The 24678-nt window shown below is 59.4% G+C and carries 22 protein-coding genes; 7 read left to right on the top strand and 15 right to left on the bottom strand.

Features of this window, described 5'->3' with window-relative positions; genetic code table 11:
- Window positions 1-2: 2 nt before the first annotated feature.
- Genes DXY35_RS12575 through DXY35_RS02495 form a run of 5 tightly spaced genes read right to left on the bottom strand, consistent with a single transcriptional unit; the run spans window position 3 to window position 3382 of the window.
- Window positions 3-158, bottom strand: a complete 156-nt coding sequence (locus DXY35_RS12575) for a hypothetical protein (RefSeq protein WP_170950487.1) — start codon at window positions 156-158, stop codon at window positions 3-5.
- On the bottom strand, window positions 155-814 hold the full coding sequence (bioD, locus tag DXY35_RS02510) for a dethiobiotin synthase (RefSeq protein ID WP_115081065.1): 660 nt from the start codon (window positions 812-814) through the stop codon (window positions 155-157). The genes DXY35_RS12575 and bioD overlap by 4 nt, the downstream gene beginning before the upstream one ends.
- A complete protein-coding gene (locus tag DXY35_RS02505) occupies window positions 811-1575 on the bottom strand; it encodes a methyltransferase (protein ID WP_115080873.1) in 765 nt (254 codons plus the stop codon). The genes bioD and DXY35_RS02505 overlap by 4 nt, the downstream gene beginning before the upstream one ends.
- Entirely contained in the window at window positions 1557-2243 is a 687-nt protein-coding gene (locus tag DXY35_RS02500; RefSeq protein WP_244272879.1) for a serine aminopeptidase domain-containing protein, read from the bottom strand. Before DXY35_RS02500 ends, DXY35_RS02505 begins: the two co-directional genes overlap by 19 nt.
- A complete protein-coding gene (locus DXY35_RS02495) occupies window positions 2243-3382 on the bottom strand; it encodes an 8-amino-7-oxononanoate synthase (RefSeq protein ID WP_115080870.1) in 1140 nt (379 codons plus the stop codon). The genes DXY35_RS02500 and DXY35_RS02495 overlap by 1 nt, the downstream gene beginning before the upstream one ends.
- A 54-nt stretch (window positions 3383-3436) precedes the next feature.
- Here DXY35_RS02495 and DXY35_RS02490 point away from each other — a divergent pair, with 54 nt between their 5' ends.
- Entirely contained in the window at window positions 3437-4357 is a 921-nt protein-coding gene (locus DXY35_RS02490) for a bile acid:sodium symporter family protein (protein ID WP_115081063.1), read from the top strand.
- A 22-nt stretch (window positions 4358-4379) separates the two neighbouring features.
- Here DXY35_RS02490 and DXY35_RS02485 read toward each other — a convergent pair whose 3' ends face one another.
- Window positions 4380-4610: a hypothetical protein gene (locus tag DXY35_RS02485; protein ID WP_115080867.1), complete on the bottom strand. Its 231-nt coding sequence runs from the start codon at window positions 4608-4610 to the stop codon at window positions 4380-4382.
- A 359-nt stretch (window positions 4611-4969) separates the two neighbouring features.
- Between DXY35_RS02485 and DXY35_RS02480 the strand changes: the two genes are divergently transcribed.
- Complete coding sequence (locus DXY35_RS02480; RefSeq protein WP_371681727.1) at window positions 4970-7630, top strand: DEAD/DEAH box helicase; 2661 nt, start codon at window positions 4970-4972, stop codon at window positions 7628-7630.
- 2 nt (window positions 7631-7632) lie between these two features.
- Here the strand turns inward: DXY35_RS02480 and DXY35_RS02475 are convergent, their stop codons facing one another.
- Complete coding sequence (locus DXY35_RS02475; RefSeq protein ID WP_115080864.1) at window positions 7633-9066, bottom strand: class II fumarate hydratase; 1434 nt, start codon at window positions 9064-9066, stop codon at window positions 7633-7635.
- Window positions 9067-9138: 72 nt separating this feature from the next.
- On the opposite strand from DXY35_RS02475, the gene DXY35_RS02470 reads away from it, so the two are divergent.
- The 4 genes from DXY35_RS02470 (at window position 9139) to DXY35_RS02455 (ending at window position 12606) form a co-directional block, all read left to right on the top strand.
- Complete coding sequence (locus tag DXY35_RS02470) at window positions 9139-9654, top strand: DUF1997 domain-containing protein (protein WP_115080862.1); 516 nt, start codon at window positions 9139-9141, stop codon at window positions 9652-9654.
- Window positions 9655-9711: 57 nt separating this feature from the next.
- Window positions 9712-10500: a hypothetical protein gene (locus tag DXY35_RS02465; RefSeq protein ID WP_137006693.1), complete on the top strand. Its 789-nt coding sequence runs from the start codon at window positions 9712-9714 to the stop codon at window positions 10498-10500.
- 147 nt (window positions 10501-10647) lie between these two features.
- On the top strand, window positions 10648-11349 hold the full coding sequence (locus tag DXY35_RS02460) for a sugar ABC transporter (RefSeq protein ID WP_244272877.1): 702 nt from the start codon (window positions 10648-10650) through the stop codon (window positions 11347-11349).
- 48 nt (window positions 11350-11397) lie between these two features.
- Window positions 11398-12606, top strand: coding sequence for a sugar ABC transporter (locus DXY35_RS02455; RefSeq protein WP_244272875.1), 1209 nt, complete (start codon window positions 11398-11400; stop codon window positions 12604-12606).
- Between the two features lie 30 nt (window positions 12607-12636).
- On the opposite strand, the gene DXY35_RS02450 is transcribed toward DXY35_RS02455, so the two are convergent.
- From DXY35_RS02450 to dusB, 7 genes are read right to left on the bottom strand one after another with little or no spacing between them, the layout of a single operon-like run.
- Entirely contained in the window at window positions 12637-16113 is a 3477-nt protein-coding gene (locus tag DXY35_RS02450) for a rhamnan synthesis F family protein (RefSeq protein WP_115080858.1), read from the bottom strand.
- 9 nt (window positions 16114-16122) lie between these two features.
- Window positions 16123-17250: a dTDP-glucose 4,6-dehydratase gene (gene rfbB, locus DXY35_RS02445; RefSeq protein WP_115080856.1), complete on the bottom strand. Its 1128-nt coding sequence runs from the start codon at window positions 17248-17250 to the stop codon at window positions 16123-16125.
- Window positions 17251-17306: 56 nt separating this feature from the next.
- Window positions 17307-18191 (bottom strand): dTDP-4-dehydrorhamnose reductase, encoded by an 885-nt coding sequence (gene rfbD, locus DXY35_RS02440; RefSeq protein WP_115080855.1) that lies wholly within the window; start codon window positions 18189-18191, stop codon window positions 17307-17309.
- Window positions 18188-18778, bottom strand: coding sequence for a dTDP-4-dehydrorhamnose 3,5-epimerase (rfbC, locus tag DXY35_RS02435; protein ID WP_115080853.1), 591 nt, complete (start codon window positions 18776-18778; stop codon window positions 18188-18190). The genes rfbD and rfbC overlap by 4 nt, the downstream gene beginning before the upstream one ends.
- The gene (rfbA, locus tag DXY35_RS02430; RefSeq protein ID WP_115080851.1) at window positions 18768-19706 is read right to left on the bottom strand and encodes a glucose-1-phosphate thymidylyltransferase RfbA; all 939 of its coding nucleotides are present in this window, start codon (window positions 19704-19706) and stop codon (window positions 18768-18770) included. Before rfbA ends, rfbC begins: the two co-directional genes overlap by 11 nt.
- Before the next feature lie 8 nt (window positions 19707-19714).
- The gene (locus tag DXY35_RS02425; protein WP_244272873.1) at window positions 19715-22711 is read right to left on the bottom strand and encodes a rhamnan synthesis F family protein; all 2997 of its coding nucleotides are present in this window, start codon (window positions 22709-22711) and stop codon (window positions 19715-19717) included.
- Window positions 22712-22734: 23 nt separating this feature from the next.
- A complete protein-coding gene (gene dusB, locus DXY35_RS02420; protein WP_115080847.1) occupies window positions 22735-23736 on the bottom strand; it encodes a tRNA dihydrouridine synthase DusB in 1002 nt (333 codons plus the stop codon).
- Between the two features lie 6 nt (window positions 23737-23742).
- On the opposite strand from dusB, the gene DXY35_RS02415 reads away from it, so the two are divergent.
- A complete protein-coding gene (locus tag DXY35_RS02415) occupies window positions 23743-24210 on the top strand; it encodes a DUF1823 family protein (RefSeq protein ID WP_115080845.1) in 468 nt (155 codons plus the stop codon).
- 14 nt (window positions 24211-24224) lie between these two features.
- Here the strand turns inward: DXY35_RS02415 and DXY35_RS02410 are convergent, their stop codons facing one another.
- Complete coding sequence (locus DXY35_RS02410; protein WP_115080844.1) at window positions 24225-24608, bottom strand: L,D-transpeptidase; 384 nt, start codon at window positions 24606-24608, stop codon at window positions 24225-24227.
- Window positions 24609-24678: the final 70 nt, after the last annotated feature.

Here is a 24678-nt window from a genome sequence, read left to right as displayed (position 1 = left end):
GGTCAGCGGCAGACGTCGCTGTTCTTTTCCGTCTCTGTGGCGATGGCGTTGCAGTTCACCCAGCGCACCAGCTGCATCTCGATGTCGGTGAACAGCACCAGAATCCCAACGCAGAGTGCTGAAACAGCCAGGGTCGCGAGGGTTTGACGTGAAGTCACGGGGACGAGCGCTTCAACACTTCTCGGAATGTAGTGGTGAGATTCTGCTCGTGCCAAAGCCGCTCCAGAACCGTTGCTGAGAGCGAGGCCTGGGGCGGGAGCTGCGCCAGAACGGGGACGTCACCGAACTGCTTGAGGGTCCCCGGGTTGTCGGCATGGAGGGGGCCATTGAGGATCAGTCCCAAGACTGTGAGATTCCGCCGTCTCAACGCTTCCAGGCTGAGCAGGGTGTGGTTAAGGGTGCCCAGTCCACTGCGGGCCACCAGAACGATGGGCAACTGCCACTTCACCAGTTGATCGATCTGGAGCCAGTTGCGGGTCAGGGGCACCATCAATCCTCCAGCTGTCTCCACCACCAGGGATCCCTGATGCTGGGGAATGGCGAGTTGGGCAGGGTCGAGTGGCGTGTCGTCCAGTTCGGCGGCCCAGTGGGGGGAGACCGGCTCTCGGAAGGCATAGGCCTCGGGCAGCATCCGTTCCGGCGGGAGGTTCAACAGCTGCCGCACCCGTTCGCGGTCACCGCCGCCCTCCAGTCCGCTCTGCACCGGTTTCCAGTAGCTGGCCTGAAGCCCCTGCACGAGCCACGCGCTCACCACGGTTTTGCCGACGTCCGTGTCGGTTCCGCACACCACCAGGCGACTGACGCTGCCGTTCATCGCTTCACCATCAGGACCCACATCCTCCAGGTCAGGGCGAACCCGGCTGATGCATCGGCTTGGGGCCAAGCCCGGAAGACGGCCTTCCATTGGCCTGGGGAGAGCTGGCCCCCGTTGGTGACGGAGGCGCCGATGTTGCTCATCGGTCGCAGCAGCTGCAGTGGATTGGCGGCGCGTTGGGTGAAGCTCAGGCACTCGTCCCGTTGCACCACCCCATCCGGCAGGGCTGCCATCAGTTGCTCCCGCACCGGCATGGACAAGGCCGTGCAGGTTTGATTCGCTGCCCGGGCGGCGTGCTGCCATTGCGGAAAACTTCCCGCCACCGGCACCGCCAGGGCCAGCCAGCCCCCCTTTGGCAGGGCATCCACCCAACGCCGAAGCTGCTGGACTGGATCTGGCAACCAATGCAAAACAAAGCTGGAGGCCAGCAGTTGCGGAGGCTCACTCCAGTTCGGTAACCCGCGGCTCAGGTCATGCCGCAGGGTGTGTGTTCCCTGGGGGTGGCTGTTCAACATGGCGGCACTTCCGTCGAGGCGGATCACCTGCTGGCCTGGATGAGCGACTTCCAGGGCTGCGGCCAGATGACCGGTGCCGCTGCCGAGGTCAGCCCACAGGCCGCGCCGGATGGAGCAGCGACGGCTCAGTTGGGCCAGGCGCCAGGCCATGGCCCGTTGCAGCAACGCCTCGCCTGCATAGGTCGGTGCTGCGCGACTGAAGCGCTCCAGTACCTGGTCGGGGCGAATCACAGGGCCCCCAGCCATTGCTGCACCACCGAGAGCACCGTTGGTGTGATCAGTGCGTGGCCCCAATTCGGATCCCGATGCAGGGTCAGCGGCTGCGCTCCGAGGTCATCGATCAGCTGCTGTGCTGATGCGGCGTGCACCACAGCGTCCTGTTCGCCCTGCACCACCAGCACAGGCACCGCTTCAGGCCAGCCCGTTGGCAGGCTCTGGCAGCGCGCCAGAAGCTCCAGATCCTGCTGCAGCCGTTGGCGCCCCAGGCTCGTCAAACCCTGCAGCAGGGGGGCTGGGGGCAGGGCGCTGCGGGCATGGGGTGAAGCCGCTTTGTCGAGGAAGCGCTCCAGCATCGTCAGTTCCTCGTTGGTGCCCAGGGCCGCCTGCATCCCCTTCAGAGCCACCGCCACCGCGCGCCCTGCGCGCCCGTGGGGCACGAAGGCGCTGAAGCTCCCCAGCAGCACCACCGCATCGGCCCGCGCCAGAACAGCTGCAGGGAGCAGGTGCAGCCCCAGGGAGTGGGCGATCAACAGGTTGCGTCCTGGGCCAGGGGGCCATGCCGGAGCAACGGTCTCACCGCCGCTGTAGCCCTGGTCCGCGCTGGACCATTTCGCTCCCCCGTCTTCAAAGCGTTGACGCCAGTGGGACCAGGTGCCGGCCTGGCCAGCCCAACCATGCATCGCCAGGACCTGCATCATCGAGAGCCGAGGGCTGCGAGCAGTTTCTCCAATGTGCCCTCCGGCAGGTCCCGCCGCAGCACCAGGCGCAAACGGGCGGTCCCCTCCGGCACCGTGGGCGGCCTGATCGCCACCGACAGCAGCCCCGCCTGCTCCAGCTGTTGCTGGAGGTCGAGCGCGTCCTGGTCGTCCCCGACCAACAGCGGGAGAACGGGGCCGTGTCCTGCCGGTTTCGCCCAGCCCTGATGCGCCAGTGCTGTCCTCCAGCGTCCCGAGCGCTGGCTCAGCTCGCTTCCCCAGTTGGGATGGGCTTGGATCAGGCGCAGGGCAGCCTGGGCTCCAGCCACCAGCGGTGGGGCCAGGGCCGTGGTGTAGCGGAAGGCCCCACTGGTTTGCAGCAGTCGCTCCATCGTCGTGTGGTCCCCAGCCAAAAACGCACCTCCGCTGCCGAAGGCCTTGCCGAAGGTGCCGCACACCAAGGCCACAGGCCGTTGGAGTCCATGGCAAAGCCCACGGCCGCCCGGCCCCAGTACCCCCAGGCCATGGGCTTCGTCCACCAGCAGCTGTGCACCATGGTGGGCACAAAGGTCGGCGATGCCCTCCAGATCAGGGCTGGTGCCTTCCATGCTGAACAGGCTTTCCGTCACCACCAGTGGTGGCCGTGTTGTCGGCTTGAGCCGCTCCAGCCGCTGGTCGAGATCTTCAAGATCGTTGTGGGCAAAGCGTTGCAGCCGCGCCCCACTGGTGCGGACGCCGGCCAGCAGCGAGTGGTGGATCAGCCGGTCCACCAACACGATGGTGTGCCTGTCACTCAGGGCCGTTAGGGCGGCGATGTTGGCTTGAAATCCGCTGGGGAACAGCAGCACCCGGTCCCGGTTCAGCCAGGTGGCGAGGGCTGCCTCCAGCTCCAGGTGGCGTGGTCGGGTCCCAGTGATCAGGCGAGATCCACCGGCACCGACGCCATCGGAGGCCACGGCCTCTGTTGCCGCTGCGAGCACATCGGGATGACGGCTGAGCCCGAGGTAGTCGTTGCTCGCTAGATCAACCAGCTGACCGGCTCCGGCGGGATCCTGCAGCTGCCAGGGCTCCTGGCCGGAGTTCAAGCTCCGCAGGCGTCGGCGGCGGGCTGAGGGGATGGGAGAAGCGTGGTCCCGCATCACAACAGTCTGGAATCCGCCCTGAACAAGGATGGCCGCAGTCCTCTGATCGTCATGACCTGGGAGCGTTTCACTCTGCTCTTTCCGCTTTGGACGTTGCTGGGAGCTCTGCTGGCCTTGCTGCATCCCCCGCTGTTCATCTGGTTTAAGGGGCCACTGATCGCCCTTGGACTCGGCGTGATCATGCTCGGCATGGGCGTCGGGTTGACACCCGCTGATTTCGTGAGGGTGGGTCGACGCCCTCGCGCCATGCTGCTGGGGGTGCTGGTCCAGTTCCTGGTGATGCCGGCCCTTGCCGCTGGGATCGCGGCGGCTCTTCATCTGCCTGCCCCGCTTGCGGTGGGCTTGATTCTGGTCGGCTGCTGCCCGGGGGGGACCGCCAGCAATGTGGTGGCTCTGATCGGCCGTGGCGATGTGGCGCTGTCGGTGGTCATGACCACGATCAGCACCCTGGCGGCGGTGGTGTTGACCCCGCGTCTCACGGAGGTGTTGGCCAGCCAGTACGTGCCGGTGGACGGTTGGGCCCTGTTCCTGGCCGTGCTTCAGGTGGTGTTGCTGCCCGTCACCGTTGGGGTGGTGCTCAAGCGTGGTCTGCCCGGTGTGGCCCAGCGGATTGAGCCGGTGATGCCTCCTCTGGCGGTGATGGCCATCGTGATGATCGTCTCCAGCATCGTGGGCAGCCAGACGGCTGTGCTCCTTCAGCAGGGGCCCGTGCTGATCCTGGCTTGCCTGCTGCTGCATGGCGGCGGCTTCCTGCTCGGCTGGCTGATTCCCCGGTTGGCGGGGCAGAGCGTGCAGGCCCAGCGCACCATCAGCATCGAGGTGGGCATGCAGAACTCAGGACTGGCCGTGGTGCTCGCCCGCAGTGGCGGGTTCGCCAGTCCCCTCACGGCGTTGCCGGGTGCCATCTCTGCAGTGATTCACTGCCTGATCGGCAGCGCCCTTGCCGCCGTGTGGAGGCGTCGCTCGCCATAGCTGGTCGCCTTAGCCGTTCGCTCTAGATCGAGTCCCCGTTGTGGAGTTCAAACAGCAGGCGGGCGGCGAGGCCACGGGAGATGCGTCGTGCCACGAGCAGATCGCAGATCCAGGTGAACAACGGCGGCGCATCGGTGGTGGACGCCAGGCGTTGTTCGAGGGCCTTCAGCTCTTTCACGTCACGGCAGCCCCTCAGGGCATCGATCAGGGTGTCTTCAGCCGGCCGCGGCTTGGTGAGCTGAGTGCTGGTCACAGGAGGTGGGGCTCAATCCCCTCCGTCATGGCACTGGCGCAGTGCCCCTGTCACCCTTCGCTGCAGCGGAGGCAGGCACAAAAAAAGCTCCGGTGGTCTCACCAGAGCTCGAAGCATTCTCTTCATTATTTTTCCTGATCTGGCTTGGTTCCGTCAAAGGAGGTCGGCACATCTGATTGATTGCATTGGCGCGGCTTATCGCTTGTTTGAAAAGAGAGTTCAGCCAGGCTCCTTAAGATCATTCGATGAACCAATCGACACCGGCCACGCCCCGATCCGAGCCCGATGTCGATCGCAGTGCCCCACTGAATCCCTCAGAAATCTTTCCCTTCCCGCTGGACGATTTCCAGCTGGAGGCCATGGATGCCCTCAACCAGGGACATTCGGTCGTGGTTAGTGCCCCCACAGGATCTGGCAAAACCCTGATCGGTGAATACGCCATTCATCGCGCCCTGGCCCACGGCCAGAAGGTCTTCTACACCACACCTCTGAAGGCTCTCTCCAATCAGAAACTGCGCGATTTCCGCGATCAGTTCGGTGCGGAGAACGTGGGTTTGATGACCGGTGACCTCAGCGTGAATCGCGAGGCCTCGATCGTGGTGATGACCACGGAGATCTTCCGTAACATGCTGTACGCCGAGGCGGATGAGCATGACGATCCCCTGGCTGATGTGGAAGCGGTGGTGCTCGATGAGTGCCATTACATGAACGATTCCCAGCGCGGCACGGTCTGGGAGGAGTCGATCATTCACTGCCCACCCACGGTGCAGCTGGTGGCGCTCTCCGCGACCGTGGCCAATGCCGGGCAGCTGACCGACTGGATCGAGAAGGTGCATGGTCCGACCACGTTGGTGATGAGTGATCACCGGCCGGTGCCGCTGCAGTTCAGCTTCTGCAGTGCCAAGGGGTTGCATCCACTGCTCAACGAAGCCGGTACGGGTCTTCATCCCAACTGCAAGGTCTGGCGCGCGCCCAAGGGGCACAAGCGCAAAGGGCGTTCCCAGAGGCCGCCGCAACCCGAGCCACCACCGATCAGCTTTGTTGTGGCTCAGATGGCGGAGCGGCAGATGCTCCCGGCCATCTATTTCATCTTCAGTCGCCGCGGTTGTGACAAGGCGGTGCGTGATCTGGGGGTGCAGTGCCTGGTGACTCAGGAAGAGCAGGCGCGGATCAAGGAACGTCTAACCGCCTACAGCCACGACAACCTTGAGGCCGTTCGGGATGGAATTCACGCTGATGCGCTGCTGCGGGGCATCGCTGCCCACCACGCCGGTGTTCTGCCCGCCTGGAAGGAGTTGATCGAAGAGCTCTTCCAGCAGGGGTTGGTGAAGGTGGTCTTCGCCACGGAGACCCTGGCGGCAGGCATCAACATGCCGGCCCGTAGCACGGTGATTGCTGCCCTCTCCAAGCGCACCGAGCGGGGGCATCGCCCGCTGATGGGCAGTGAGTTCCTCCAGATGGCCGGCCGGGCCGGCCGGCGGGGCCTCGACTCCCAGGGCTACGTCGTGACGGTGCAAAGCCGGTTCGAAGGTGTGCGTGAGGCAGGTCAGCTGGCGACAAGTCCCGCCGACCCCCTGGTGAGCCAGTTCACCCCCAGCTACGGCATGGTTCTCAACCTGCTGCAGCGCCACGATCTGGCCAAGGCCAGAGAGCTGGTGGAGCGTAGTTTTGGCCGCTACCTGGCGGGGCTGGACCTCGTGGAGGACGAGGAGAACCTCTCCCAGCTGCGGTTGCAACTCAGCCAGCTGGAGGGCGTCGCCGGCGATATCCCCTGGGAAGATTTTGAGGACTACGAAAAAATGCGTGGGCGGCTCCGCGAAGAGCGGCGCTTGCTCCGCATCCTTCAGCAGCAGGCCGAGGAGACGCTGGCCAATGAGCTGACGATGGCCCTGCAGTTCGCCAGCACCGGCACCCTGGTCAGCCTCAAATCGCCGCAGCTGCGGGGGCGCGTCGCGCCCGCGGTGATCGTGGAGAAGGTGAAGGGGCCCGGTCAGTTCCCGCTGCTGCTCTGCCTGACCGATGAAAACGTCTGGATCCTGCTGCCCTGTCAGGCCGTGGTGAGCATCCATGCGGAGCTCAGTTGCCTGCAGGTGGATGGGCTGGATGTCCCGGAGCTGTCCCGCTCCGGTGAGTTGCGCCATGGCGATCAGGCCAGTGGTGGTTTGGCGTTAGCCGTGGCCCACATGGCCCGGCGCCACGACATGACCACCCCGCAATACGACCTGGCTGGGGAGGTGTTGACCCAGGCCCGGCTGGTGCGGGATCTGGAGCAGGAGCAGGAGCAGCACCCGGCCCATCGCTGGGGAGATCGCAAACAGCTGAAGAAGCACCGCCGGCGCATGGAAGATCTGGAGTTGGAGATCGCTGAACGGCAGCAGCTGTTGCATCAGCGGGCCAACCGCCACTGGGAGACCTTCCTCGCCTTGATGGAGATCCTGCAGCACTTCGGATGTCTTGATGAGCTGGATCCCACGGAGATCGGCCGCACCGTTGCGGCTTTGCGGGGCGACAACGAACTCTGGCTGGGGCTGGCGCTGATGAGTGGCCATCTCGATGACCTTTCCCCCCCAGACCTGGCGGCGGTGTTCGAGGCGATCAGCACCGAGGTCAACCGCCCCGACCTGTGGAGTGGCTTCCCGCCACCTGCTGCAGCTGAGGAAGCCCTGCAGGATCTTTCGGGGCTGCGTCGCGAGCTGCTGCGGGCCCAGGAACGCGCCGGTGTGGTGGTGCCGGCCTGGTGGGAACCCGAGCTCATGGGTCTTGTGGATGCCTGGGCGCGGGGAACGTCCTGGAGCGATCTGATCGCCAATACCTCGCTGGATGAGGGCGATGTGGTGCGCATCATGCGCCGCACCGTGGACCTTCTGGCCCAGGTGCCGTACTGCGAAGCGATCAGCGAGCAACTGCGCAGCCATGCCCGTCAGGCTCTGAAAGCGATCAACCGCTTCCCCGTGGCCGAGGCCGAGGATCTGGTGCCGGCTCCCGCTGCGCTCAACCCGGCAACGGAGCGGGCCGCCTGAGTTCAGGCGTCCGGAGCGGCCATGGCGCCGGGATTCACCTGCTGATCAAAGTCGGCTTCGCTGATGTGGCCGAGCTCCAGGGCCGCCTGCTTCAGCGTCAACCCCTGATGGTGGGCATGCTGAGCGATGGCACTGGCCTTCTCGTAACCAATGCTGGGGGTCAAGGCGGTGACCAGCATCAAGGAGCGATCCACGAACCGCTGAATCTGCTCCCGATCCGGCTCCAAACCCTCCACCAGGTTCTGGCGGAAGCTGGTCATGGCGTCCTTGAGCATGCGGATCGACTGCAGCAGGTTGAAGCCGATCAAGGGCTTGTAGACATTCATCTGCAGATGGCCGCCTGCGCCAGCGGCTGCCACGGCGCCATCGAGACCGATCACCTGGGTGCAGACCATGGCCATGGCTTCGCACTGGGTGGGATTGATTTTTCCCGGCATGATCGAGCTGCCGGGTTCGTTGGCGGGCAGCCGCAACTCGCCCAGACCTGCCCGGGGGCCACACCCAAGCAGCCGTACGTCGTTGGCGATCCGGAGCAGGGCCACCGCCAGCAGGCGAAGTTGGCCCATCGCTTGAACGAGGGCGTCATGGCCGGCCATCACCGCGAAGAGGTTGTCAGCGGGATGAACCTTGACGCCGGCGACCCGGCTCAGCTCGTCCGCAACGGCATGGCGGAAGCCCGGCGGCGTGTTCAACCCCGTGCCCACGGCGGTGCCCCCCAGGGGAAGATCGCCGAGGCTGACCAGACAGTCCTCCAGCCATGCCTGGGCTTGTTTGAGTTGATCCCGCCAGGCGCCCACTTCATCGCCCAGACGCAGGGGCACCGCATCCTGCAGATGGGTGCGGCCAATCTTGACGATGGGCATCCAGGCCTGGGCTTTGGCATCCAAGGCCTGCACCAGGGCATCGAGCGCCGGCAGCAGCCCGTCCTTCAGGTGCTTGGCCGCGGCGACGTGAATCGCTGCGGGAAACACATCATTGGTGGATTGCGACCGATTGACGTGGTCATTCGGGTGCACTGGGGTGTGGCTGCCGAGGGCGTTGCCTGAAGCCTGAGACGCCAGATTGCTGATCACCTCGTTGATGTTCATGTTGGTCTGGGTCCCGCTTCCGGTCTGCCAGACCCGCAGTGGGAACTGATCGTTGTGCTGGCCAGCGGCAATGGCATCGGCCGCCGTGCAGATCAGCTCCACCTGTTGAGGGTTCAGAAGCGCATGCTCGCCGTTCACCGTGGCGCAGGAACGCTTGATCCAGGCCAGGGCCTGGATGATTTCGAGCGGGATCCGTTCGTCGCTGATGGCGAAGTTCTGAAGCGACCGCTGGGTCTGGGCTCCCCAGAGCGCTTTGGATTCCACCTCAATGCCCCCCAGGCTGTCGGTTTCAATCCTGAACGGCTGCGTCATCGGGTCCACGGCGCGATCGAGCGTTGCATCGATCATCCGTGATCACTGTCCGGTGGTCGTGCCATAGGTCGTGCCATCGTTCCGCTTCAACCGTTTGGGTCTTGTCCGGTGCAGGTTCACCGTTCCCATGACATCGCTCTCCCGCTGCCCGATACGTCTCAGAGCCAGCTTCAGGGATATCTGTCGCAGCCTGGCCGACCTCTGAAGGCATTATTGAATCGCAAAAAAGTGGAGCGACTGGCGAACAACCGGTTCTTTTACTCCTCCAGGCCATATCAGTTGCTGAATTTTCAGCTTCAGCCTGAGGTGGTGTTCCTCTCCAATTGGGATGGCGATCAACTCAACATCGTGTTTGAACAGTGCATCATTCATGGACTGGGTCGTTTGCAGGAGCTGATTCAGTTCAAGTGCCAGGCATCGATTCGACCAGAACAGGAATGCTTGATGGCGAAGGCTGATCTCAGCCTGGAACTGTCCATCAGCGGATCACTGAAACGTCTGCCGCAGCCGCTAGTGCAACGCACGGCAGGACTGGCCTTGGGATTGGTGACGGATCGTTTGGAAAAGCGTTGTCGGACTGGACTGGTGAGAGGAGCTCTAGATTGGGTTGAGAAGCACCCTTGAACGTGCTTGGTTTAGCAGTGGTATTGTCACTGAAGTTTCTCTTCAGATTCTGGCGTTGTGGTTATTGCGAAAGCTTCAGCCAATCCTGTACTGACGTTCCAGAACTTTTCACTTCGCTGCGATAAGTCTAATCCAAATGTTTCCTTTAAGCAGCCCTGGAGTTGGGGCCTCTCTTCAGGGAACAGAATCGCTGTGATTACCACAAATTCTTACTTGCGATACCAATTAATCGTAGGGCTCGCTGGCTTGGTTCCTCCAGTTTCTGGCGAGTTCTTCGGAGAAGGGGTTATCGGTTGGCCTGTGGGAGGGGAAGCGGGCCTTGATAGCAAATTGAGAGTTTCCCATGCTTTTAGTTTTCTGTCCAATGTTTACGGTGATTGCCTGGAGAAATCACAAATATCTTCCGATGAGGTCTGGACGTTGCTCGAGGAAGTAAGTATCTATCCTCAGTTAATCATTAAGGAGCTGACAAAGACCCAGAAAGATTTCTTTTTTCTTGCATTGTCTGTTCTCTTTTCCTTTGACCTCTACCTCATTCCCAAAACAAAATTCTTGATGTCTAAAGCGGCAAAGCCTCTCAGGAGGCTTCTGTTGAAGCAGATCGAAGGGAAGAGTCTCATTGCAACATCAACGAATAGTCGCTTCCTTCGCGAATTCTGTGCCGATGGATTGGTTCTGGGAAGCTTCGGCGAAATCTTATTTTCCGGAGAGTTGTCTGAGTCAATGCAGTGGGCTCGCGACAATCTTGAGGGTTTCGATGTGTCGGATTCTGAAGATGATAAATTTGATGTTGGATTGAATCTGACGAATTTAGAAACTTCTGATGATCAAGACGACGATTTTTAAAAAAGGGGGGCAATGATGACTTTTTTAGGAAGGCTCGCTCGGGCCATACGGCGCCAAATCTCGATTGTGCTTGCGATTGCGGATTACGACCTTGACAGGAAGTCGACGGGAAGTTCGTTGGGGAATTGGGAAGGTCTGATTAATCCCATGCAATTGATGCTCTTCTTCATCGTGATGCGTGTTGGATTTAGTTTGCTGAGAGGAAGCAATAGATTTGCTGCTGGAGGCTCGACCGATATGTATTTTAATATTGTTTTATTTATAGCTTCTGGATTCGTGCTCGCTTTTCTTTTCAGGAATGTTGCAATCAAGGCTCTGCAGGGTTTGAAGTTAAGGGCGCCTCTTTATTACTCAAGAATTAGACCTCTGAATATTCTTCTAGCGTTGTCTCTTAATGACTTGAGAGCTCTTTTAACCCTATCTATTGCAATTTTGGGCCTTGTTTGGATGTTTACTTGGAGTTTCAGGTTTGATAGTCCTGGGTTGGCGATTGTGGTTTATCTTCTTACTGTCGTGATGGCTGTAGGGTTTGGTCTCTGCGTAATCTTCCTCGCAGGACTCAATAAATGGGTGACTAAAATCATCAAAAGGGCTATGCAACGGGTTATTATCTTTACATCGGGGATATTCTTTGCCACTTTCGAACTTCCCCCTTTTACGCGTCCGTTTGTAACTTGGAATCCGGTTCTTCATTCTGTCGAGCTCTTCCGATATTCGTTAAATAATGATTACCCTATACCCGATATATCATTGGGTTATTTAATTTGCTGTTCTATGCTTACATTGGGCTTTTCATTGGTATTGTATAAAACGAATGAATCGCGGCTTCTTGAGTCCAGTGACGATTAACTCTTCTGCGTCATTGCTCTAGTCGAATTCTTGAGTTAATTTTTAGCTATGACTGAGCCCACCTCTTCTTCGAGCTCCTCCTCTTCTCTCCCCAGGGAAAGGCCTTCTTCGCTTCTTTTCCCGCGCGCTTTTGCTGAAGGTCAGCCAGCTGAGCTCTGGCGTGAACGGTTCAAGCGTCTTGCGAAGCCAAGGGTTCTGATCTCTGCTTTTTTGGCAACATCTGCTCTCTATTTTTTTGCCATAGGAAGAGATCGATACACAACTGTGTCTGAATTTGTAATTCAGCAGGCAACTCCTCTGAATACATCGTCGGCTTCCGTTTTGGCGGGAGCAGCATCTGCTCCACAGGTCCTAACCTCCCTAGTTGATGGACAATATTTACAGGTCTATCTTGAATCGTCTGATGTCAAGACTCGCTTGTTTCCGAATCCCCAGAGACTTGAGCAGGATTATCGCGTAAAATTTCCTGATGTGTTGGCAGGATTGCCCTCCAATAGTTCAGGGCCAGCGCAGCTATCATTCTATAAAAAACAACTGCATGTTGCTCCTCAACCCTTGAGTGGCTCTGTCATACTGACAACATCTGGCTTCACTCCTGATCAAGCTTTTAAACTCAATAAGGAGCTGCTTGATCAGTCTCGCCGTTTTGTGAATGAAGTAAATCAAACCATCAGCTCAGATCAGAATAACTTTGCTAAAAAAGAAGTTCAACTAGCTGAAATCAATTTGAAAGCTGCTACAAAAAGTCTTGAGCTTTTCCAGGAAAAACATGGAAATCTGAATGTTGAATCTGAACAGGCTGCGGCAAGTTCATTTATTTCTGGCCTCGAATCACAACTGGTTGAATTGAAGGTTGAGGAGGCAGCCTTGCGTCGCCAATACAGAGATCCAAATGCCCCAGAAGTCTCATTTGTTGCAGACCAAGTGAGTGAACTTGAAGCTCAGATTCGTACGGAGAGAGACAGAGCCATTAGTGAAAATGGTCGGGATTTGAATACGCTGGCAATTGAAGAGGCTGGATTGCGAGCAGATGTCGACTTTGCATCGCAGTCTCTACAATCGGCTCGATTGGCTGCCGACAACAGTCGCCGCGAAAGTCAAAGACAGCAAAAATTCGTGGTTGTTCTTAGTCAACCTCAATTGCCTATTTCACCCGATCAAAACTGGCGTTGGCAAGGATTTCTTGCGTCGATCGGTGTTGTTGTGGTGGCCTGGGGTGTGGGTGGCTTCCTTCTCAAAGCAATGCGGACGAATTGAGAAGGATCTTCACGCAAGTGCCTCAAGTAGCTAGGGGTGGATATCTCCTCGCCCTTTGCCTGCTAGGTAATAACCGCAAGCTCGTGCAAAGTGAAGCTTACGGCGTCGAATTAGGTCCTCGTCGCTGATGCTTGGGTACAACTGCTTTGCTTTGACGTCATTGGCGCAGGATATTTCTACCATTTGGAGAACTTCCTGTTTGCTGGATGGCAATTTTTCCCTGAGCATTTTTTTGTAAAAGTGCCATTCGGTATTGGCACGTAAGGCAGTTTCACGAAAAGTGTATTCATGCGAATGACGAACCACTGCTGTTGGGGCATATGCTTTTTTGTAGCCGCGCCTGAGAATTTCGCGTGCCCATAACTGATCCTCGCCGTACACGACATCGGGGAGCGGCAGAAACTGCCAGATTGATTTCCTCAGGCAGGAATTATTGTCGGAGTAGAAGCGTTCATGGTTACTGACGTCGCCATCACTAGTCTGACGATCAATATCTAGCTCGATCGGTTGACGGTGGCTGCGAAAAATCCAACGATTGAAGTGCTGGTCAAGGTCATGGGCGGTGAGTTGCCCATGATCGCTGTGGGCAATGTGGCAACCGAATACACCAGCAACAGCTGGGTCTTTCTGAAGTGGAGCAATCAGATTCATTAGCCACATGCGATTCGCCGGAATTGCATCTTGGGTGATGAAAGCGACATACTCACCTCGTGCCAGCTCCGCTCCCAGATTGCGGGTTCGACCATGGCCGAAGTCTTCCTTGCGAATCCGGTGCACACGGAGTCTCTCGTCCTGTGGCAGTCCGTCCAGGCATCCATCGCTCGAGGCACTGTCGATTAACAACACCTCGAATTCCTGGTCAATGTCCTGCTCGAGACAGGACTCAACAACGGTTTTCAGCATTGTGCCACCGTTGTAAACAGGGATGACCACTGTGATCAATGGGATCGCTGGTTTGGCAGGCATCGATGATGCTCTCTCCGCTGGCAGCAATTGCTGCATGAAGGCTTCAATCAGCTTGTTGGACTCATCCCATACGAGGTCTTCAGTGGCTGCCAGGCCAGCCTTGGCGGTTATGTTGCGGAAATCTGGATCATTAAGTAAACGACTCAGTGCACCGGCCAGGCCAGCTGGGGTCGGTTCAGCCAAGATCGCTGTCTGAGCTTGATAGGAGAGACGTGTGTGTTCGGCATCAATATCAACAACGGGTAACCCACAGGCCATCATTTCATTGGGCACCAAGGAGTAATTGGTTCCTGAGAGAACAAAACCGATCGTGCATTGGTTATAAAGGTCCGCCAGCGCCTCGGCATCCAGGATTCCAGCGTGTCTGACCTTGACTGGAATTCCGAGATCTGGAAGGTCATTCTCGCCGAAGGTAATGATCTCAAAATTGTCTCCGAGATCAAACAAGGCCCTGAGTGCGAGCAGACCAAGTTCGTAAAGGCGTCTCGGAGTGCTACGTCTGACGTAGAAAGCAATCACATGATTGCTGCGTTGTTGATCCTTGTGGAGGTGGTAAACACTGTGATCAACTGCAAGCGGAAATGATATGGCTGGATTGCCAAGTCTTTCCATGCGTTTTTTCAGCCAAGGACTTGCGCAAATACAGGCAAAATTATTCTGTGATGCGTAGGTTTGTTCAGCGAGAATGCTGGAACTTCCCCGCGCAAAAAAGTAAGGTTCGTAATCCTGAACAAAGTAAAATCTCTTTTTAAATTTCTTCATCCCAAGCACTGGGTAGGTGCTCATCCGATCCGTTGCAATAACGATGTCTCCACTGACCCGATCAAGATCATCCTGGCTGTTTCCCAGCATGTAAACCTGGTCTGTCTTCAGTGGGAGGAAGTATTGATCGATGACACGTTTGTGCAGGTAGCTCAGACGACTTGGTTTGTCTCCCTTCATCTCGGAATGAATCCAGATCGTGCAGTGGTGACCACTTCGCTCTAGAAAATCGATGGCTCGGAAAATTGTCATGTGACCGCCCAGCCCAGGTGTGAAATTGGGGATTACCCAATGAATGTCAAGAGCATCCCGCTTGGTGTTGTTCCTCAGTGACCAATTCGGATCAAGTTTCCTTGGTTTGAAGTGAATAACCTTCTCGAATCCGTCAATTTTCAGTTTATTTCTACCTTCGATGACAGATTTGTCGGTTAGATGCTGTTTTGAAAGAGAGTATCCGCAATAAGTTGTTTCCAGTTTCTGCTTGAATATTTCTGTTGTTGAGATTCCGATGAGTCGTTCAATGCTGTGGGCAATCGTCCCATCGATCTGTCCCCCTTCTGTGTCAAAGTCTTCCCAGGTTAGATGCCAGTCAAGAATCGGCTTCAGGATGCCTGGCTTGCACCAAAACATGGTGCCAGTAGGAAAGCGGAAAGTGCTGTCTCTCTTGATATGGCTGAGATCAAATTTAGTCAGGAAAGGCTCAGCTTTTTTGTAATTATCATCTTCATGGCCCCAGCAAGAATCATGTTTGATCCCAAGGCTTAATGCATAGTTCTCGACCGGATAAATGATTGCGGTCTGCTTCGACTGCAGTGCATTCAGGTTTGTTGCGGTGACTGCTTCGCTGCCAATCAGGTTGTCGAGGCAATGAAGAAACCATCCGCTCAGTGCATTGCTGTGAGGGCTCTTCTTCGAGTGAAGCTTGAGGACAAGGTCGTACTTGAGGATTTGCTCGCCAAAGCCCACAAGGAATGGAGCGACGTCGCGGCCGATATTGCTGAAATGTTGAACATCAACTTTATGCGCATTGTCGCAGCGTTCAAAGATGCTTTTAAGTGCCTGGGCTGATTCCTCTTTTGTGGAGATGAAAATATCAATCTCGCACGGAATATTGTTGAGGTAGGTGGCGATCGTCTCGGCCAGCTCAGGATAGAAAATGTGCAGAAAGACGCCGACTTTTTTGGTTTTCAGGACGTCTTTGATATTGTTAATTGTGCTTGGATTTGGCCTTTTGATGTCGGCCATCTTCCGCATGAAATGGATGTCGTCCATTGAGTAGCGGTTTTCGTGGATGCCAAACTTGAAAAAGTGGACCATAGGGTTGAGTCCACTGGTTTTGATGTCGGGATATTTGCTTAAATAGTTGTCTGTATCAAATAAGCAGCTGGGGTCAATTCCTTTTCTGCTTCCTGAGATGCAGTAGTGAAGGATGATGTCGCCGATGTTGTGAAGTGAATCGGCTTCCTTGAGGTTGAGTTGGGATTTATAGAATTCTATGTCAAAAACGTAGGCGTAATGTGCCAGTTCGCGGAAGTCGCGAATTATTTTTTTATCGGTTTGTTGTTCCTGAAGTTGTTTGATATAAGCCTGAAGTTCAGGCGTCGTTTTTTGACGTCTGTTATCGGGAGGGCTCGTGGCTGCGGGCTGCTCCAGGCGTTTCAGGCGTTTTCGCAGCACTTTGGGCAGAAGCCTTCGGCTGCTGAGTGCGGCGGCCGAGTGCTTCAGCAGCTGTCGCGTTCTGTTTGATAGTGCGGAAAGTGGATGACGTTGTTTAGGCATGCCGGACGTCTACTTTGATTTCGATGTTCCGATTCCCAGCCTGCTGCCGTCATATCCCGCCCGCTCACGCACTTTCTTACACCAGTCCTGATGGGACAGGTACCAGCGCACGGTTTCAGCCAGGCCTTGTTGCACATCGTGGCGCGGCCGCCAGCCCAGCTCCGAAGTGATACGGGCCGGATCAATCGCATAGCGGCGATCGTGGCCTGGGCGGTCGGTTACCGGTGTAATCAAATCTGAGTGGGGTGTTGATGCGGGGCAGCTCTGATCCAACTGTGTGCAAATGGCACGAACGACTTCCTTGTTGGTGCGTTCACCGTGGCCGCCAACGCAGTAACTGCGGCCCGATGTTCCGTTGCAGGCTGCCAGAAGCAATGCATCGACGTGGTCTTCCACATACAACCAATCCCGCACATTCAGACCATCGCCATAGAGAGGAATTGATTCACCTCCAGCGGCCTTCAAGGTGACCACGGGAATGAGTTTTTCCGGGAACTGCCAGGGACCGTAGTTGTTCGAGCAGTTGGTGAGCACCACAGGAAGCCCAAAGGTGTGGTGCCAGGCCTGAACCAGGTGATCACTGGCCGCCTTGCTGGCGGAGTAAGGGCTGCGGGGATCGTAGGGCGTGGTTTCTGAGAAGCGCCCCTCGGCGCCCAGTGAACCAAACACTTCGTCGGTGCTGATGTGGTGCATCCGGAAGGCCTCCCGGCGTTCACCGCTCAAGTCCTCGTAGTGGCCCCGCACCGCCTGCAGGAGGTTGTAGGTGCCGGTGACGTTGCTCTCGATGAACACACCAGGACCGGAAATGGACCGATCCACATGGCTTTCCGCTGCCAGGTGCATCACCAGATCGGGGTCGGCCTCCTGCACCGCAGCCTCAACGGCGGTGGCATCGGTCAGATCCACCTGCTGAAGCCTGTGTCGATCGTTCGCCGATTCGCCCAGCTCGCTCAGCACCTCCTCAATCGAGGTTAGGTCGCTGGCATAGCCCATCTTGTCGAGATTGAAGACGGTGACTGTGGTCTCCCGCAGCAGCCTTCGCACGACGGCGCCGCCAATGAAGCCGGCACCTCCTGTGACCAGAACTCTGCGGCGATCTCCCAGCAAGTCGGCGGCGGAAGGCATGGACGAAACCATTGATGAGAGCGTGGGTGGACGTTGTTTGGGGTTGGGGCGTTGAACTCAGTTGCCTTTCATGGTGTTTTGGCTTGTTGCAACACGGCCTTCAGGGCTTGCTGCCAGTGTTCGCCGTTGAGCTCCAGCGCGGCTCGGGTTGCGGTGCAGTCAAGAAGGGAATAGGCCGGGCGTTCCGCAGGGGTGGGGTAGTCCGCTGTTGTGATCGGTTGAACCTCTGCGGGGGTGTCGATGAGTCCCAATTCAGCCCCGATCTGGCCAACGGCCACCGCCACGTCGTACCAACTGGCAGCACCGGCATCACTCCAGTGCATCACCGCTGGCAGCTCGCGTTCACCAGCGATCTCAAGGGTTCGCCAACAGGCTTGAGCCAGGTTCAGGGTGCTGGTGGGACAGCCCACCTGGTCTGCGACGACACCCAATTGATCCCGTTCGCGGTGGAGCCGAAGCATGGTGAGGGCGAAGTTCTTCCCGACGGGGCCGATTACCCAGCTGGTGCGCAGGATCAGGCCCCGTCCTTCGGGTCCAAACACGCTTTGGACCGCGGCTTCTCCAGCCGCTTTGCTGGCCCCGTAAACGCCAAGAGGATCTAGAGACTGCTCGGGTTGATATGGCGTGCCCTGGGTCCCGTTGAAGACGAAGTCGGTGCTGATCTGAAGCAGGCGTCCCCCCTGTTGATCCAGGGCTCCAGCAAAGGCTTCGGGTGCTCCGGCATTCACCGCATGGGCCAGCTCCGGTTCCGACTCGGCCTTGTCCACTGCGGTGTAGGCACCTGCATTGAGCACCCAGTCGGGTTGGTGCTGTTTCACGGCAGCACGGCAGGCTTCAGCGTCGGCCAGGTCGAACTCCTGACGGCTGGTGGCCACCAGTTCAAGTCCCTGGGGGGCGGAGGCGATCAGAGCTTGCCCCAGCTGACCACCAGCTCCGGTGAGCAGAACCTTCATGGGAAAACGTCTCCCGCGGCTCCAGCCGCTTTGAACCCCGGCGCTTCGGCATCCTTGCCCGACAGGCTCACCTCTGCGCCCTGCAGCTGTTCGATCGGCCAGGCAATGGCCAGATCGGGATCATTCCAGACGATGGCCCGTTCGCAGGCTTTGTTCCAGAAGCCCCGCGCTTTGTACTGCACCTCCGCAACACTGCTGAGGGTGAGAAAGCCGTGGGCGAAGCCTTCGGGAATCCAAAGCTGGCATTTGTTTTCGGCACTGAGTTCGGCCCCGACCCAGGCGCCGTAGCTGGGCGAGTTGCGCCGGATGTCGACGGCGACGTCGTAAATCGCTCCGAACGTGGCACGCACCAGCTTGGCCTGAGGTTCCGGTGCGAGCTGGTAGTGCAGACCCCGCAGCACACCCTGGATCGAGCGGGAGTGGTTGTCCTGAGAGAACAGCACGGGTTCCCCGACCGCATCATCAAATTTGCGTTGGTTCCAGCTTTCGTAGAACCAGCCGCGGTCATCGCCGAAGGCCTGGGGCGTGATCAGCAGGGGGCCCTGCATCAACGCGCCGGATGGGGTTGTCAGTTGTTCAAGCTGCATGGCGCACCTCGAGGCTGGTTTGCAGAGCGGCGTGATCGCTCACGCTCTCCTCGAGCATTTGCAGGAGATAGGAGCCGTAGCCGCTCTTCTTAAGGGGTTGCGCCAGCTGATTCAGTTGTTCCGCTGTGATCCAGCCCTGGCGCCAGGCCACCTCTTCGGGGCATCCCACCTTCAGCCCCTGGCGATGTTCGAGGGTGCGGATGTAACCGCCGGCATCGTTCAGCGAGTCGCAGGTGCCGGTGTCGAGCCAGGCCATGCCACGACCCATCAGTTCCACCCGCAGCAGCCCTTCGTCCAGGTACATCTGATTGAGATCGGTGATCTCCAGCTCCCCCCGTGCGGAAGGCTTCACCTGGCGGGCTCGATCCACGACGCTCTCGTCGTAGAAGTACAAACCCGTCACGGCATAGCGGCTCTTCGGGTGTTGGGGTTTTTCCTCCAGGCTCAGCACGCGGCCGTTGGCATCGAACTCGGCCACGCCGTAACGCTCGGGATCACTGACGGGGTAGGCAAACACCGTCGCCCCTTGGGCTTGAGCGTTGCTGTTCACCAGCTGGGGCACCAGATCGTGCCCGTGGAAGAGGTTGTCTCCAAGCACCAGGGCGGCGGGGTGGCCTGCCAGGAAATCGGCACCAATCAGAAACGCCTGGGCCAAACCGTCTGGGCTCGGTTGCACGGCGTACTCGATCGTCATGCCCCAGCGGCGGCCGTCGCCGAGCAAGCGCTGAAAGGCATCCCTGTCGTGGGGGGTGGTGATGATCAGCATCTCGCGGATCCCCGCCAGCATCAGGGTGCTGAGCGGGTAATAAATCATCGGCTTGTCGTAAACCGGCAGCAGCTGTTTGCTGACGGCCTGGGTGATCGGATGCAGCCGCGTGCCGCTCCCGCCAGCCAGGATGATTCCCCGTCGCTTGGATGCGGTGCTCATCGACTGGCTCACCGGCGTGAAGTCGGCGCCATTACAGCACGAGACCCCTTGCGATCACTTCCATTCAGTCGACGGCGCAGCCGATCAAGCAGTCGCTTTAACCCTGGTTTCGGCCGCAGTTGGCGTTCGATGCTGGCCGCCAGCTGAGGGTTGCGTCGGCCGATCACCTCGGGCCAGCTGTCGACGGGTTGCCTGGTGGGGTTGTCGCGCAGCAGGCTCACCTTGAGGAAGGGGAATCCCCGTTGCTCAATCAAGTGCTGCCAGTCGTAGTGCAGAACGTTGCCGTTGGCGTTGTGGGTGTAGAGGCTTTCGAGCTTCAGTTCCGCTGCCCTCAGCTGCACCGGCAGGCCCACTTCGCATTGTTTGACCAGGTCCCGTTTGCGGGGCCAGATCTGCAGGGACTCCCAGAAGCGATTGAAGGCGGGGCATTGCAATGCCTTCGGTTTGTAAGCCGTGAAGGCGGACGATAGATGCGGTTCGTACATCAGATCGTCCGTCAGCCCAATCACATCCGCTGTGCTGGCGTGCAGGCGTTGGAACAGATCGTCGAGGGGCGTGATCGGTCCCCAGAAGCTGTCGTTGGTGAGCACCACGAACGCCGCCTGTTCAATGTCTTGCCGATGCAGCTTCAGGGCTGCTTTCCAGCTGCCGAAGTCGTACCCCTGGTTGCGCCGGATCACGAGCGCGGCACAGCGTTGGCGCAGCCGATGCAGGGTTCGTGGATGCCAGCGCAGCCCGCTGGCTGACGACACAACGATCACGTCGGCGAAGCGCTGGTAGGCATCAATCAGGGGGAAGAGATCGTCCCGAAATCGGTTGTCTGCTGAGAAATGCGCCAGCACAACGATCGGTCGTTGATGGCTGGGCTCGAAGTTTGGATTCCTCCAGTGCATCAGCACGGCATCGGCCACCGGGCCTTTCGAGCGCGGCGCGGGCTCCCGGGGTTGATAGCGATTGCTGTGGGGGTGAATGCATGAACTGGTCAGGGGATCACCGGTGGCGAACAGCTCGGCGTGCTTGGCCCGCAGGAGGCCCGACTCCCGTTGATGCCGGGCCAGAGCAGCGCCTTCGCGGTCTTTGCCGCGACTGATTGATTCGTGGTGAACGATCTCCACAAACGGGGTCACCACCACCGAACCTTCGCTTTGCCTCAGACGCAGGCAGAGGTCCACGTCGTTGAACACCACGGCGAGATCTTCATCGAAGCCTTGAATGCGATCGAAATCGCTGCTGCGAAGCATCAGGCAGGCTCCGGTGGCGGCGGTGAATTCCTCCTGCACCAGCAGGGGGGTGAGGGTGGCCAGCACGGCGGGGCTGTGCAGGTGTTTGCCAGGCTCCACCACACAGCGGCGCTCCCCCTTCACCAGGGCGACTCCTTGATGCTGGATGCTCCCATCGGGGTAGTGCAGCCTGGCCCCCACGGCGCTGGTGCTGCGGTAGGCGAAGGGGTCCAGCAGTGCCTGAAGCACCTCGGCGGATCGGAATTCGATGTCGTTGTTCAGCAGCAACAAATGGCTGCCCTGGGCATGGCGGCGGCCGATGTTGTTGAGCCGCGAATAGTTGAACGGCTCGTCCACCCGCACCACGCACACGTCATCGAGCTGGGCTTGTGCGTCCAGCCAGGCCTTGGTGGCGGCCTCCTCACTGCCGTTGTCGATCAGGATCAGCTCGTAGGCCACAGCTCCGGCGCAGAGGCGCAGGGAGGCGACGCAGCTTTGGGTGAGATCCACCCGGTCGCGAAATGGGATCAGAACCGACACCAGAACCCTGGGGTCGGGGCGGAGCTGCAGCTGATGGCAGGCGCCCAGCGATTGAGTGGGTGTGAGCTCCCCGCCCGGCAGGAGAAAGCCGGGGCTGTGTCGCTGGCTGATCGCCAGGATCTCAGTGCTGAGCTCAGGGGTCCAACAGTGGCGGTCGGCCGGGGAGGCAACGTCGGGCACGGTCGGGTTCGCCCGGATGGATCGCTGCAGCAACACCTCCGAGCAGTGGGCCACGGCGTCGCCGCGGCGGCAAACCTGCAGCGCCAGATCCAGCAGTAGGGCATGTAGCGAACCGGTGGATGCCGGCAGCTTCAGCTGTTGGAGCGTCGACCAGCGCAGGGTCACCAGGCCGCCGATGCATCCCCGGCAGAGCAGTCGAAACGGTGAGATGGCTGTTCTGTTCTGGCGGTTCCCCGCAGGAATGCCTGGGTCGTCACTCCAGCGCAGGGTTTCATCGCTGGTGAGCAACACCGCTTCACGGTGTTGCGCTGCGCAGTGGGCCATGCGCAGGGCTGCCTGGGGATCCAGCTGATCACTGGCGTGGCAGAAGCTGACGAGGGTTTCGTCGTCTGGGAATGGAGCTCTGATCCATCCAGAGGGATCTTCGAGGGAGGCGTGTCGGATCTGGCCCCAACCTTCTCCCCAACCTTCTGGTTGTGAGTTGCGCGCCGACTCGGCCTTTGCTTCTTGAGTGGTTGGGTGGAGAACCACCAGGATCGAGGCCGCTGAGGGGGTGGGCCCGCTTGGTGCTGGGTCCGGTCGGGGGGGCTGGTAGCGATCGAGATCCATGCCCAGGGGCTGTCCCTGCTGGAAGCGTTGACGGCCGATGCCCCCGAGGTGCTCCAGGGCGCTGAGGGAGTCTTCACGTGCCGCTGGTCTCAACCCATCCCGGTAGGCCTGGAGATGCACCGGCGGTAAATCCATGAACAGGCTGCGCTGTCCCAGGGCGATTTCGCCCAGGCGACCGCTGCGCAGCAGTTGCTTGGTGTCCGTGAGGTCCCGGTGGCAGGCCAGAAGATCGATGGGATCCAGCCCGCTGTCCTCAGGGGACCACTGGCTCGGGTTGCGCAACAGAGCGATGGGCACCAGCGACGGATCCAGCAGGTCTTGTGGGAGCCAGGGAAGCTGCTGGTGGAGCTGTTGCTGCCAATGCTCGATTTCTTCGGCGCCGGCGCGACCAGACCTCCAGCGCTGCCAGGCCTGGGCATTAAGCCTGCTGTTGTCTTGGCCGCTTGCAGGCTCCACGCCCTGATCGTCGGGGCATCCAGTCAAGCGGACGCGGCAAGGGCGTCGATCTGCTGTGTCAGCAGCTCCCTGGCCTGGGCGGGCGTGGGGGCTCGCATGAGGGCATGCCTCAGTAGCGAGGCACCGGGGAAGCCCGTGCAGGTCCAGCCCATGTGTTTGCGGGCGATCAGCAGACCATGGTCGCCGCGATCCTCCACCAGACCGTCCAGTTGATCGCGGGCCAGTGCAAGCCGTGCTGACGGGGTGGGTGTGGCGGGGATCGCACGACCGGCCAGGGCGGCGTCGATCTGGCCCACCAGCCATGGAGCTCCCATCGTGCCTCGGCCCACCATCACTCCCGCTGCGCCGGTCTGATCCAGGCAGCGCAGGGCATCATCGGGGCTGTTGATGTCGCCGTTCGCGATCAGGGGGATCGTGAGGGCTTTTCGGACGTTAGTAATCGCGCTCCAGTCCGCAGCGCCCTTGAAGCCCTGTTCGCGGGTGCGTCCATGCAGTGTGAGCAGTTGTGCACCGGCTTGTTCCAGCTGTTGGCACCAGTGCACGGGATCGGCATCACTGCCACACCAACCCAGGCGTGTCTTCACCGTGACGGGCACGGCCACGGCATCTGCCACCGCTTCCACGATCTTGATGGCCAGCTCGGGATCACGGATCAAGCCGGAACCACCCCCCTTGCGGGCGATCTTGCGCACAGGGCAACCCATGTTGATGTCGATCAGGAAGGCACCACTGGCTTCAGCCCGTCGTGCCGCATCAGCCATGGCCTGGGGGCGATGGTCGAACAGTTGCACGCCGATGGGGCCGGATTCCTCGGCGAGCGACTCCACCTTCAAGAGCCCATGCCCCATCTCGAGGCTGGTGGCGTTCACCATTTCGGTGAACAGCAGCGCGTCGGGCGCCCAGCGCCGCACCAGGCCGCGGAAGATTCGATCGCTCACCCCTGCCAGCGGCGACTGCAACACGCGGCAGCGCAGCTGACGCGCGGTTCCATTGCCGGGAAGCTGCAGAGGGGGTGAAGCAATCATGGGTCCATGCTGCACAACGCAACCGACATGCCCTGGCCGCTCAGTCGTTCGTTGCTGTTGCAGATCCTCGAGGACCGCTGCAGCGATCGCTTTGTCTGCGAAAGGATCTGGGAACGTCTGGGCTATCAGCCTGCTGAACTGCAGTGGTGCGCCGGTCCCGACACACCCCCCGAATGGGCCGATGCTTTCCCTAAGGCTCCCGAGCTGATCGCGGAGCGTCCGGCGTCGGTTCGTTTGACCCGCTCGGTTCCCAAGGAACACAAACAGCTGCTCAAACAACAGCTCAATTTCGCGGGGTACCGCATCGGTGAGTTGTACCCCCGCCGAACCCGACGGGCCACCGCCGTGAACTGGCTGTTGGCCTGGCTGGCCCAGCGGAGCGAGCCCCTGCTGGAGCAGGGGCCCCTGGGCCCTGAGCTTCCCCCTCCTACCGATCCGGTGCAGGGGCACCCCGGCGATCTGCCGGTGAAGTGATCCGGTGGCCTAACTCAGGCCTGAATCGTGATGGGTGTGCCTTTCGGGGTGTTGTGGAACAGCCAACGGGCGTGGTTCAGCGGCATGCGCACACAGCCATGGCTGCGGGGCACGCCGAAGGGTTTCCCGGCGCTCTCCTGCCAGGGGGCGGCATGGAGGCAGATGGCCTCGTTCGGGCTCACACACATCGTGAACGGCACCCCGGGAACGGTGTAGGTGCGTCCATACATCGTGGTGGATCGGTACTTCGTATAAACCTTGCTGTTGAAGATCGGTGTTGGCGTTGAGGCTTTGCCGGTGCTGACCGGAATCACGCGAACCACCTCCTGATCGCTGTTGTAGACGGTCAGGCGTTGGTCGGAGAGGTCGACCACAAGGCTGGCGACGAGCTCGAGCATGGCGAGGGAACAACTGAACTCGCCCTAGCCGTCTCGGCTGAGACTCATTAGTCTCGCTCCGAAATAATTT

Origin of the sequence: Synechococcus sp. N32 (genome assembly GCF_900473895.1) — a bacterium.
Classification (GTDB): domain Bacteria; phylum Cyanobacteriota; class Cyanobacteriia; order PCC-6307; family Cyanobiaceae; genus Parasynechococcus.
This window is presented reverse-complemented; position numbering and strand designations above follow the sequence as displayed.